This is a genomic window from Stenotrophomonas sp. S4, from assembly GCF_054187805.2.
Genome location: NZ_CM196188.1, coordinates 2,121,938 through 2,135,219, shown reverse-complemented (window position 1 = coordinate 2,135,219; position 13,282 = coordinate 2,121,938). Strand labels below are relative to the sequence as shown.

Annotated in this window: 5 protein-coding genes and 1 pseudogene; 2 read left to right on the top strand and 4 right to left on the bottom strand. The window is 65.9% G+C overall.

Translation table 11 applies throughout. From position 1 onward, the window contains the following. Positions 1-33 precede the first annotated feature (33 nt). Complete coding sequence (locus tag ACUZUJ_RS10025; protein ID WP_049444915.1) at positions 34-2,499, bottom strand: GH92 family glycosyl hydrolase; 2,466 nt, start codon at positions 2,497-2,499, stop codon at positions 34-36. A gap of 1,045 nt (positions 2,500-3,544) precedes the next feature. Between ACUZUJ_RS10025 and ACUZUJ_RS10020 the strand changes: the two genes are divergently transcribed. Further along, complete coding sequence (locus ACUZUJ_RS10020; RefSeq protein ID WP_049444913.1) at positions 3,545-6,619, top strand: TonB-dependent receptor; 3,075 nt, start codon at positions 3,545-3,547, stop codon at positions 6,617-6,619. A 224-nt stretch (positions 6,620-6,843) separates the two neighbouring features. Beyond that, the gene (locus tag ACUZUJ_RS10015; protein WP_049444910.1) at positions 6,844-7,038 is read left to right on the top strand and encodes a heavy-metal-associated domain-containing protein; all 195 of its coding nucleotides are present in this window, start codon (positions 6,844-6,846) and stop codon (positions 7,036-7,038) included. A gap of 78 nt (positions 7,039-7,116) precedes the next feature. On the opposite strand, the gene cueR is transcribed toward ACUZUJ_RS10015, so the two are convergent. The 3 genes and pseudogenes from cueR to ACUZUJ_RS10000 form a co-directional block, all read right to left on the bottom strand. Further along, positions 7,117-7,572 (bottom strand): Cu(I)-responsive transcriptional regulator, encoded by a 456-nt coding sequence (gene cueR, locus ACUZUJ_RS10010; RefSeq protein WP_049444908.1) that lies wholly within the window; start codon positions 7,570-7,572, stop codon positions 7,117-7,119. Between the two features lie 11 nt (positions 7,573-7,583). Next, entirely contained in the window at positions 7,584-10,085 is a 2,502-nt protein-coding gene (locus tag ACUZUJ_RS10005) for a heavy metal translocating P-type ATPase (RefSeq protein ID WP_049444907.1), read from the bottom strand. Between the two features lie 174 nt (positions 10,086-10,259). After that, positions 10,260-13,210: pseudogene (locus tag ACUZUJ_RS10000) on the bottom strand (TonB-dependent receptor plug domain-containing protein). Between the last annotated feature and the right edge of the window lie 72 nt (positions 13,211-13,282).

The window sequence follows — 13,282 nt, the reverse complement described above, 5'->3', positions numbered from 1 at the left end:
TTCGCTGGGTCACCGCGAACGGCACAGTTCGGCTCAGCGCAGCTGGCTGCCCGGTGCCGCGCACCAGGACACCGGCAGGTCCTTCACCGCCGTACCCCAGCCCTGCTCCGGCGCCTTCGCGTCGAGCGCGAACTGCAGGCGCGGGCCCTGCTGCAGCTGGTTCCAGTCCAGCCACACCGGCGCATGCGCCTGGCCATCGACCTTCACGCCCTGCACGTACTGCAGGCGGCGGCCATCGGCGCCCGGCGCGTCGATGCGCAGCGTGCGGCCATTGCCCAGGTCCACTTCCACCTTGCTGAAGCGTGGCGTATGCAGCAGGAACTGGCCGCTGCCCGGCACCGCCGGGTACACGCCGATGGCGCTGAACAGGTACCAGGCCGACATCGTGCCGAGGTCATCGTTGCCGGTCACGCCGTTCGGCGCATTGGTGAACAACTGCTGCGCGGCACGCACCACCGCTGCGGTCTTCCACGGCTGGCCGATCAGCGTGTACAGCCACGGCGAGTGCAGGTCCGGCTCGTTGTTCGGGTTGTAGCGGAACTGGTTGTAGTAGCTGTACGGCCCGACCACCCACTCCTTGCGGGCGGCATTGAGCGGATCGGCCTGCAGCGCGTCCATCGCGAAGAACGCGTCGAGGCGGCGGCCGGCCTGTTCGCGGCCATCCATCGCTTCGACCAGGCCCGGCACGTCCTGCTGCGCCAGCCACTGGTACTGCCACGCCGTACCTTCATGGAAACCATGGTGCGAGCGCGGGCTGTAGTGGCCATCGGCCGGCGTGTACCACTGGCCGTCCTCGGTACGCGGGCGCGGGAAACCGGTGAAGCCAGTCTCGGCGTCGCGCACCTGCGGGTCCCACACCTTGCGCCAGTTGCGGCCGCGCTCACGCAGCGTCGCCGCGTCCTGCGCGTGGCCCAGGCCATCGGCCATCTGCGAAAGCGCACAGTCGGCCAGCGCATACTCCAGCGTCGCCGAACCGCCGTGGTGCGGATCAACGTCCATGCCCTTGGACGGGAACGCACGGTCGTAGACCACGTAGCCCTTGTCCAGGTAGGTCGGGTTGCCGGAACGGCCGGCCATCCGCGAGTTCAGCGGCGGCGTGCCGAACGCATTGCGGCGCAGCGCATCCCACGCCTGCGATTCACGGCCCTTGAGCGCGCCGAAGCGCCACAGGTCGACCATGAACGGTGTGACCGGGTCGCCGGTCATGATGTTGGTCTCGAAGTTGGCATAGCCCCAGCGCGGCAGCCAGCCACCCTGCTCGTCGATCGCCAGCAGCGTGCGGCCGATGTCACGCGCCACGTCCGGGCGGGTCAGCGCCAGCCACTGGTTCTGCGCGCGGTAGGTATCCCACAGCGAGAAGTACTCGTAATAGGTCCAGCCATCGGCGCGGTGGATGCCATCGTCATAGCCGCGGTAGCGGCCATCGGCATCATTGCCGGTCATCGGCTGCAGCAGCGCGTGGTAGACCGCGCTGTAGAACACGGTGCGGTCGTCGGCGTTGCCACCCTGCACGCGGACACGGCCCAGCTGCTCACGCCAGGACTGCTGCGACAGCGCGCGCATGCGGTCGAAACCGAGCAGCGACCCACCCTGCATGCCCTCCGCACGCAGGTTGGTGCGCGCGCCTTCGGCATCCACGTGCGAGATCGCACTGACCGCCGTCACCGACTGGCCCTTGGCCAGGTCGAAGCTGAGCCAGGCACCGTTCGGCTTCTGCTCGCCTTCCATGCTGTGGCGCGCACCCGGCAGGCCACCGCCCTCGCCCCAGGTGCCATGCGCCTTGAACGGACGGTCGAACTCGATGCGGAACCAGGTGGTGTACTGATGGCCGCCACAGAAGCTCTTGGTAACCAGCTTGCCTTCGACCACGCGGTCGCCGACCACATCAACCACGCTGCCGATCACCGAGTGGCGTTCGTTGGCCTGGCCGACATTGACCAGTACGTGGCCATCGCCGTTGCGCTGGCTGAAGGTGTAGCGCTCGGCCGCGGCACGGGTACGCGCGGTCGCCTCGGCGTCGATGCCGCCGTAACTGGTCAGCCGCACCTTGTAGTAGCCGGCCTGGCCGACTTCGCCGTCGTGGGTGTAGGACGCGGCGTAGGCCTTGTGATCGAACTGCTTGGCGTTGCCGGTATCGAAATCGCCGCCCGGGCCGATCGAGCCCGTGACCGGCAGCACCGACACCTGGCCGCCCTGTTCCCAGCAGCCGGCGCCGGAGATGAAGGAGTGGCCGAAGCCACGGATCTTGTCGTCGTCGTAGCGCCAGCCCGAATAGTGGCTGCCGATCGGGCTGACCTGGATCAGGCCGAACGGCGCCGACGCGCCCGGGAACGTATTGCCGTCGTCCTTGCTGCCGATGAAGGTATTGACCTCGCGCTCCAGCGCGGCCGGTGCCGCCTGCAGCAGCATCGGCACCGCCGACAGCGCGAGCAGGCAGGCCAGGCGCGCCAGCGGGCGCGAAGACAATGGGACGGCGGGAGCGGACGGCACTGGACGCATGTCGGGTTCCTGTAGTCGATGACGCGGAGGCAGGCGGCCGGGGCCATCCGGCACCGTTCCGCTGAGCCCTGCCCTGACCTGCAGAGAGCTCCCCCTGGAATGACGCCCGACCCACCAGACCGTGAATTTAGATCGATTCAAGTAGAGCATGCAGGTTCAGCCGAATGCATTCTGCGGCGCAGCATGAAGGGGGTGTTCGGCAGGGCTGCGCCCTGCACCTGCCGAAGCCGAAGCCGAAGCCGGAGCCGGAGCCGAAACAACAGCAAAAGCCGGCTGTCCGTGGGATGGCGGGGTGGGTCCGGTTGCGGGGGACGCCGTAAATACGTCCATGTAGGCTCGGTCGCCGCATCCATGCGGCTCACGCCCCCGCAACCGGACCCACCCCGCCTTCGACAGATTTCCGCGATCTGCAACGGATGAATCTCTGACGGATAACGAAATCAATCGGGGTCAGATCCGTTTTCCAAAGGAAAACGGTTCTGACCCCATCACCCCACGTGATTCCAGGGCCAATCCAACCGTCACCGGGAAACTGTCGAAGGCGGGGCGGTGTCGGATTGCGGGGTGTCCGCGGCATGGATGCCGCGGCCAAGCCCCCATGGACGGGTTTACGGCGTCCCCGCAATCCGACACCGCCCCGCCCAACACACAGACAACCCAGAGCCGCTTTGGCTTTGGCTTTGGCTTTGGCCGTTGCCCTGGCTTCGGCAGGTGCAGGGCGCAGCCCTGCCGACCCACCCTCCCCTGCGCACGAAAACGATTTCACTGATTTCAGCAAACCGTCATCCCTTCGCCACGCCAGTACCATATTGCGGAGCAGCATGCGCCCACGGGCGACCCATGCTAAAAATCGCCCGCCCATCGCTTAGATCGATCCAAGACGACGCTGCGATGGCCGGGAGTTGGGGGAGCAGCAACAGGACGTACCAGGCCACGTGCGCGGTGCTACTGCCACTGCATGGCGACAGCGACAAAGTCACTTCAAATTAGATCGATTCAAGTTGTCCGTGCCACGTCACCGGATCAATCCAGGAGAGAGGGAGAGATGGGAATGAAGCATTCAACACGTACGCACGGCCAGGACGCATTGTCACTGGCCATCGCGCTGGCCCTGGTCGCCGCCGTCATTCCGGCTGGCGCCGCCGCGCAGCAGGCCACCTCCACCGGCTCGCAGGAGGCCACCAACCTGGACAGCGTCCAGGTCACCGGCTACCGCTACGCCATTGAGAAGAGCCTGTCACAGAAGCGCGATGCCAACGCGGTGGTCGAAGTGATCACCGCCGAGGACGTCGGCAAGTTCCCCGACAAGAACGTCGCCGACGCACTGCAGCGCGTGCCCGGCGTCGTCATCACCCGCAGCGGTGGTGAGGGCAAGAGTGTCAGCGTGCGCGGCCTTGCGCCGGACCTGACCCTGACCCAGTTGAACGGCAACTTCGTCGCCTCCTCGGAAACCAACAACGAAGCGACCCGCTCCTTCAACTACACCCTGCTGCCGTCGAACATGCTGTCCAGCGCCGAGCTGTTCAAGTCGCCGGAAGCGCGCATCGACGAAGGCGGCATCGGCGGCACGGTCATCCTGCATACCCGGCGCCCGCTCGACATGGAATCCAACTCCGGCTACGTGAACCTGGAGGGCACCACCTCCGACACCAGCCACGATGTCGATCCGCAGGTGTCGGCGCTGTACTCATGGCACAGCAAGGATGAGCGCTTCGGCGTGCTGGTCGGCGTGACCCAGCAGAACCGCACCACCCGCACCATGGAAGCCAGCACCGAGGACTACCAGTGGTACGGCAACGGCACCACGGCCCGCGATGCCAACGGCAATCTGCTGGAACAGGATGGCATTCACTACTGGTGGGGCCAGTCCGGCTTCAACAACCAGGCCGGCAAGAACTACAGCGAGTTCTTCATGCCGACCTCGGTGAACTTCGCAGTGAAGGAAGAGAAGCGCGAGCGCAAGGGCGGGCAGCTGACCTTCCAGTTCAAGCCGGTCGACAACGTTACGATGACGGCCAACTACTTCCGCTTCGAACTGCAGGGCGACTACACGCAGAACATGCTGAAGGTGCCGGAGTGGAACCTGGCCCGTTACAACCAGGACGGCAACTGGGCCGGCGGCCGCCTGCTCAACGGCCTGGACTTCGACCCGAGTGGCAGCATCGTTACTGGCGCGCAGTACCAGAAGCTGGCGGGAAAGACCTACTACTGCAGCGAGGATGAAGCGGCGGCCGCCGGCCTCAAGCCCGGCGGCTGGGGCCCGGACGACTGCACCATCCCCACCCCGCAGCTCACCGGCGGCTACAGCAAGGAGAAGGCGCTGTCGCAGACCGCTGACCTGACCATCGACTGGGACATCAGCCCGCTGTGGAAGGCCTCGTTCACCGGTGGCCGCACTTGGTCCGAAGGTGGCCCGTCGATGAACTTCCGCATGTCGGCCAAGCCGCGCCGCAAGGTCGGCAACCAGTGGCAGTCCGGCAACCAGTACACCGCGTGGGACCTGACCGGCACGCCGTCGGTGCAGTTCTCGCCGGACCTGCAGCAGCAGTTGATGGCTGGCGTCGCGGAAGTCGATACCGGCTCGACCGACTCGTCGTGGATGCAGACGGAGGTCAAGCAGAACTACTTCCAGGCAGACGTCACCAAACTGTTCGAGGCCGGCTGGCTGGACTCGATCCAGTTCGGCGCCAAGTACCGCGATGGCAAGGTCCACCGCAATACCGGCAACACCTACTGGGTATGCCCGGGGCTGGACCCGTCCGACTATGACAACAATCGCTACCAGGCCGGTTGCGATCCGACCGCAGGCGATGCGCAGCCGGGCTTCTTCCTGTCCAACCCGATCAGCAACATCACCGGCGCCTTCAACGCCAACGTGTTCCCGGGCATCAACTACCCGGCCTACATCGATTACCTGAACAAGACCTACGGCGGCTCGCACAATCGTACCGAGGAAGACTTCGTCTACGACGTCAACGAAAAGATCTACTCCGGATACTTCCAGGCCAACTTCCGCACCGAGCGCGTCCGCGGCAACATCGGCGTGCGCGTGGTGCGCACCAAGCAGTTCGCCCAGTCCAGCGATTCGGTCGAGCGCTTCAACGATTACTTCGTCGACAACGCCAGCGGCGCGCCGATGAGCTGCGATGATCCGGCCGCCGATCCGAACCTGCGCTGCCAGGGTGGCTTCGTCCGCCTCCCTGACCCCCAGGTGCGCGACAAGGTGTACGCCCTGTCGTCGCTGGAAAAGACCTATACCGACGTGCTGCCCAGCTTCAACATCGCCTGGGACATCACCGATAACCTGGTGCTGCGCGGCGCGGCATCGAAGGTGGTCGCGCGCCCGAGCTACACCAGCATCGCCTACCCTGGCGGCCTGCGTTACATCAGCGAGGAGTACGCCAACGATCGCCGTGTCACCGGCGGCACCGACACGCCCGGCTGGTACGGCTCGGGCAGCAACAAGGCGCTGGAGCCCTTCAAGGCGGTCCAGTTCGACCTTGGCCTGGAGTGGTACTTCAAGCCGGGCGCGGTCGCAGGTGTTTCGCTGTTCCGCAAGAACGTGGACAACTTCACCGTGCCGGTGGTGCGCGACCAGCAGATGAATGTCGGTGGGCAGTCGGTGACCGTGCAGAAGTACGAGACCCAGGCCAACGGCCGCGATGGCGTGTCGCAGGGCGTGGAACTGTATGGCCAGTACACGTTCGACTTCGGTCTGGGTGTGCAGGCCAACTACACCTACAACGACACCAACCTGGCCTCGATCGTGCTGGACGGCGAGGAAATCGGCTCATCGCCGCTGGTCGGCAGTGCCAAGAACCAGGCCAACGTGACCGTGTTCTACGAGAACGACAAGTTCCTGGCACGTGCTTCGTACAACCGGCGTGGCGAAGTGGTCGGCGGACTGAACAATGGCATGACCACCTACACCAAGCCGTACAGCCAGCTTGACCTGAACGTGGCCTACAACCTCACCCCGGACTGGACGGTCACGGCTGCCGTGCTGAACGCCACCAAGTCCGAGCTGCGCAGCTACATCGGCAACGACAGCCAGGCCCGCCTGCTGTCCAACCTGTACGCCGGCCGCCAGCTGTATTTCGGCGTGAACTGGAAGTTCTAAGCCCGTACCGGGTTGCCCGGGCCCGCCCCGGCGCAACCCGCGCTCCGCCCCGGCGGGGACGTTCCTCCACGGCAGCCGCGCTGGTACAGGTGGCTGCCGTTTTCATTGGTGCGTGTTCATTGGTGCGTTTTCGTTGGTGCGTTGCCATTCAGTCCAGCGCTTGACCCTGCCATCGTTGGAAGGTGCACACTGGTCCCATCCCAAGAGCACCGAAGGAGCTACAGATGGAATTCCATGTCGACGGCATGACCTGCGGCGGCTGCGCGCGCAGCGTGACCCGCGCGATCCAGCAGATCGATCCGAACGCCAGCGTGGTGGCCGACCCACCGACCGGCCTGGTCAAGGTGCAGACCACCGCGTCGCAGGAACAGGTGTTCGCCGCGGTGAACGATGCCGGTTTCCCGCCGCGCAGCGCCTGATCCCCTGCCCGGCATCCACAACGAAGCCCGCCCCGTGCTCTGTCACAGGGCGGGCTTTTCAGTGCATGCGATATCGATTCAATGCTTCTGTACGCGTCGCCGCACCGCGCCGGTCTTCGCGGTATCGACCGGCACCGGCGTCTCATCGTTCTCACCCAGCCGCTGCAGGATCGGGCATTCCGGGCGCTCGTCGCCCGCACAGCAACTGATCAGCGATTTCAGCGTGTCGGCCATCTGCCGCATGTGCTCGATGCGCTGTTCCAGATCGGCAATATGCTGTTCGGCCAGGTGCTTGACGTCGGCACTGTGCCGCGAGGTGTCGTTCCAGAGACCGAGCAGATCGGTGATCTCGGCCACCTGGAAGCCGAGATCGCGTGCGCGGCGGATGAAGCGCAGGCGGTGGATATCCGCCTGCGAATACGCGCGGTAACCCGATTCGGTGCGATCGGCCGCGGGGATCAGGCCGATCTGCTCGTAGTAGCGGATCATCTTCGCCGACACGCTGGAGGCCTTGGCGGCTTCACCGATGTTCATGCGGATCTCCTTCAGTGGGTGGCAACGGCGGCATCCGCCATCGGCGGCTGGAAGCGGCGCAGGCGCAGCGCGTTGCCCAGCACGAACACGCTGGACAGCGCCATCGCACCGGCCGCGAACACCGGCGACAGCAGTACGCCCCAGACCGGGTACAGCACGCCGGCCGCTACCGGGATCAACGCGGTGTTGTAGGCGAACGCCCAGAACAGGTTCTGCCGGATGTTGCCCAGCGTTGCCTTCGACAGCGCGATGGCATTCGGCACGCCCTGCAGGTTGCCCGACATCAGCACCACGTCGGCGGACTCCACCGCGATATCGGTGCCGGTGCCGATCGCCAGGCCGACATCGGCCTCGGCCAGTGCCGGCGCATCGTTGATGCCGTCACCAACGAAGGCGACGTGGCCGTGCGTGGCCTTCAGGCGGCGCACCGCTTCGACCTTGCCTTCCGGCAGCACCTCGGCCACGACTTCATCGATGCCGAGCTGGCGTGCGATCGCCTGCGCGGTGCCGGCATTGTCACCGGTGATCATCGCCACCTTCAGGCCCAACTGATGCAGTGCGGCGATCGCCGCCGGCGTGCTCGGCTTGATCGGATCGGACACCGCGATGATCGCGGCCAGGCGTCCATCGATGGCCGCGTACATCGGCGACTTGCCCTGCGTGCCAAGTTCCGCCGCCAATGCTGCGAATGCAGTGATGTCCACGCCCAGATCGCGCATGAAGCGATCGGCACCGACCTCCACGCGTGCACCCTCGACACCGGCGCGCACGCCCATGCCGGTGACCGATTCGAAGTCGACCATGGCCGGCAACGCGATGCCCTGCCCGGTCGCGGCATCAACAATCGCGCGGGCGATCGGATGCTCCGAGCGCGACTCCACCGCGGCAACTGCCGCCAGCACCGTGTTGCGATCGAAGCCGGCAGCAATCTCCAGATCGGTCAGGCGCGGGCGCCCTTGGGTCAGCGTGCCGGTCTTGTCCACCGCCACCACCTGCGCGTCCTTCAGCAGCTGCAGCGCCTCGCCCTTGCGGAACAGCACGCCCATTTCAGCACCACGACCGGTACCGACCATGATCGAGGTCGGCGTGGCCAGGCCCATCGCGCATGGGCAGGCAATGATCAGCACCGCCACCGCATTGACCAGCGCAAAGCTCAGCGCCGGCGAGGGCCCGAAGATCAACCAGACGGCGAAGGTCGCCAATGCAGCCAGCATCACCGCCGGCACGAACCACAGGGTGACCTTGTCGACCACCGCCTGGATCGGCAGTTTCGAACCCTGCGCCTGTTCGACCATGCGGATGATCTGCGCCAGCATCGTCTGCGCCCCCACCGCCGTCGCGCGTACCGTCAGCGCGCCCTTCTGGTTGACCGTGCCACCCACCACGCTGCTGCCCGGCTGCTTCTCGACCGGGATCGGCTCACCACTGATCATCGACTCATCGATGTAGCTGCGGCCTTCAACCACCTCGCCATCGACCGGCACGCGCTCGCCCGGACGCACTTCCACCACGTCGCCACTCAGCACTTCATTGACCGGGATATCGACCGTGCGGCCGTCACGGATCACATGGGCGACCTTGGCCTGCAGGTTGACCAGGCGTTTGATCGCGTCGGAGGTACGACCCTTGGCCCGCGCCTCAAGGAAGCGGCCGAGCAGGATCAGCGCGACGATCACCGCCGCGGCTTCGTAGTAGACGTTCACCGTGCCCGCCGGCAACAGCTTCGGCAGGAATGTCGCCACCACCGAGTAACCGAAGGCCGCGGCGGTACCCACCGCCACCAGCGAGTTCATGTCCGGCGCACGCCGCAGCAATGCGGGCACGCCCTTCTGGTAGAAACGGCGGCCCGGGATGGCCAGCACCAGCGCGGTCAGCACGAACTGCAGGTACCAGCTGGCCTGCATGCCGATCGTGGACATCACCCATTCGTGCATGCCAGGGATCAGGTGCGAGCCCATTTCCAGCACGAACACCGGCAATGCCAGCGCGATGGCCAGGATCAGATCGCGCTTCAGTTCCGCACGCTCGGCCTCCTTCTTTTCTGCGGCCTCGTCATCGGACTGCACACCCGCCTCGATCACGCGTGCGTCATAGCCGGCCTTGTCGATGGCGGCGACCAGCGACGCAGCATCCGCCACGCCACGCACCGTCGCGCGCTCGGTGGCCAGGTTGACGCTGGCCTGGCTGACGCCGTGCACGGCCAACAGCGCACGTTCAACGCGGCCCACGCAGGACGCGCAGGTCATGCCCTCGACCGACAACTCGATGGTACCGGCCGGCACGTCATAGCCCACCCGCTCCACCGCCTGGATCAGCGCCGCGCGATCGACCGGACCCGATGGACGGATGTCCGCCCGCTCGGTGGCCAGGTTCACCGAGACACTGCCCACGCCTTCGACCCTGGACAGTGCTGCTTCGACCCTGCCCACGCAGCTGGCGCAGGTCATGCCCTCGATGGGCAGGCTGATGGTGGAGGGGCTGGCGGGGATTGCGGCGACGCGGGGCGCGTTCATGATCGGATTCCCGGGGATTCCTTCTGGATGCGGACAGGCTAAACCTTGCCATCGTGGGAAGGTCAAATCCAGCCACCCCGGGGTTCATGAAGGGGTTCATCCACGCATGGCGTGGATCTACCGGGCGGATGGGGGCGCCTTGCGGATCAAGGCCCGACGCCCCCGCTGTCCGCCTCAGAAGGTGAACACGTACTCCAACGCGAACTCGCGGCCGACCGCACCCAGCAACCGGGTCGGGGCGAAGTCGTAATCCAGCTTGTACGGGTCCTTGTGGTTCCAGCTGGCCGAATTGAACACGTTGTTGACGTAGACATTGACCTTGGCGTGCTCGGTCACCTGGTAGCCCACGTTGAAGTTCCAGGTAATGAACGGTCCGACCCGGCCGAAGTAGCGCGAGGTCTGCTGGCCGGCATTGGGGTTCGGGTTCACCGAACCATCCGGCAGCCGCGCCGGCTCCAGGCAGTTCAGCGACGGGCTGTCACTGGGCACGTAGCCATCGGCGAACGGCAGGCAGCCACCGGGGTTGTCCAGGCGATCGGTGCCCCAGTGGTAGCGCACGCCCGGCACCGAACCGATGCGGTCGGCATAGACGTTGGCGTTCCAGTTGCCGCGCTGCCAGGCCAGGCTCGCGCGCAGCTTGCTGCGCAGGTCGCGATCGCGGCGTTCCGGATTCGGGTCGGCGGCGTAGCGCTGTTCCTTGGTCGAGATCTGGTTGGTGTAGTTCACCCCCAGCTGGAAGCTGCCCCACTGGGCGGTCTCCAGCCGGTAGCGTGCGGTCAGGTCGATGCCGCGCACCTCGCGGCTGGCCAGGTTGAACGGGCCGCGCTCGATCGAGACCAGGCGACCGTTGCTGTCACGGTTCACGCGGGCCAGGATGCCGGCGCAGTACTCGCCACCGGCCGGGTTGGCCCACGGCGTACCGTCCATGTTCTTGCCGGTCAGGCAGCCGGCTTCGCTGGCCAGCACCTCATCGGCGCCGACGTCGACGATCATGTCTTCCAGCTTGATCGCCCAGTAGTCCGCGCTGACCGACAGGTTCGGCATCACGTCCCAGACGAAGCCGACCGTCCACGAATCACCGGTCTCCGAGCGCAGCAGCGGCGTGCCACGCCGGTTCACGTCGAACGTGTACCAGACATCGGTGTTGCCCACGCCACAGTTGTTGACCAGGTAGGCACCACTCTGGATGCAGCGCAGACGGTCATAGGTCTGTACTTCCGAACTGCTCGGCTGGCCCAGCAGGTAGTGCATGTCCGGCGCATGGAAGCTGGTGGCATAGGAGCCGCGCACCAGCAGCGCTTCGATCGGACGCCATTCCAGACCGACATTCCAGGTGGTTTCCTTCTGGCTGCCGATGTCCAGCGCTTCGCCGCTGTTGTCAGCCTTGTAGTTGCCATAGCGGTCGTAGCGCGCGGCCGCAGTGGCGGTCACGCTGTCCAGCAGCGGGATCTTGAACTCGACACCAGCCGAATAGCGGGTGCGCTCGCCGCCACCGCGATCGACGTTCTGCAGGTCGAAATCGATGCCAGCGCGCGGGTCGGGGCTGAGGTGATAGCCCTGCTGCGCGACTTCGGCCACGGCGGCGAACGAGATCGGACCGGCCCAACCCTGGAACAGTTCGCCGGTGATATCCGCCGAGGCCTGGTTGACCCAGGACGTTGCGCGATTCTTCGCGACGGTGCCCATCTGCCAGTACTGGTCCGGCGTCAGCGGGTTCCACCAGCGCGATTCGTTCAACGCGTAGATCGCCTCGCCGTCAGCGGTCGTACCCAGGCGCGGACCGAGGAAGTAGTCGTACGACTTCTGCTTGTCGACCACGTTCTGCCGCTCTTCCACGCGGTAGTAGGAGCGCCCCACCGTGGCGCTCCAGTCGAAGCGGTCGGCCAGGCGCCCGCGCAGACCCGCGCTCCAGTCCCAGGACAGTTCACGGTTGGTATTGCGCAGCGTACCCAGGCCGCCGACTTCGTTCGGGGTGAACTGGCGCACGCCGAGGATCGGGCGGTTGCGGTTGGCATCCCAGTAGTAGCCGTTGTCATCGTCGATCAGCGACACGCTGGGCGGATTGGTGCCCCAGATCGCTTCAGAGCGGTACACCGCCAGGTTGGTCCAGGCCTGCAGGTCATTGCTGAAATCGAAGGTGGCATACAGGTTGCCGGACACGTTCTCGGCACCGCCGGTGAGCAGCCAGTTGGTGTAGTCGGCGCTCATGCCGCACAGGCGGCCGGTGTTGCTGATGGTGTTGGCGGCGTAGTTGTAGACCAGCCGATCGGCGGTGTAGTACTCGCCGTTGAACTTCTCGCAGGTGCCCGCAGGTGGCGCTGGCCGGTGGTCGGATCGATCAGTGCCAGGCCGGCGGTGGGACGGAACCCGACCTTGCGTTGTTCCATGTTCCAGGACGCGTACGGTGCATCGTCGGCATCGTCCATCTGCGGGCGATCACGCCCGAACAGCGGATCGCGCTTGGTGTACTGCAGCGCGTAGGTCACGCTCCAGTTGTCGCCGGTCTTGCCGCCGGCCCAGGACAGGTCCCAGGTATCGCGCCCTCCCTCGGTGGAGGTACCACCACGCACGCGCACTTCGTCGCCGTCGTAGTTGGTTTTCAGGATGACGTTGACCACGCCGGCGATCGCATCGGAGCCATAGATGGCCGAGGCACCACCGGTCAGCACTTCGATGCGTTCCACCGCCGCGGCCGGAATGTTGCCGTAGTTGGAGAAGTTGGTTTCGCCGCCATAGGGCAGCGGGTAGTCGGCCACGCGACGGCCGTTGACCAGCAGCAGCGAGCGGTTCGGGCCCATCCCGCGCAGGTTCAGGCCGCTGGCATTGGGGGTGTGCGAGCCCCATTGCGAAGCAGCTTCGACGGTGCCGGTCGCTTCGGTGAGGGTCTTCAGCGCGTCGTACACGCTGACGAAGCCCTCCTTCTGGATCTGCGCGGCGGTGATCACGTTGACCGGTGCCGGGCCTTCGACGCCGGCGCGCTTGATGCGCGAGCCGGTGACGGTGACCGCGTCGAGATCCTTGGTGGACGAACGGGTGGCTTCCTGCGCGCTGGCCGCCAGGGGCAACAGGGCCAGGAGCAGGGCCTGGGACAGCAGGTGACGACGCTTGCGGACGATCTGAGCCATGGGTGGTTGCTCTTCGAAAGTGTGGACGCACGGGATGGATGGTGGCGCGGCACTACGACGGATCCCGGCGCC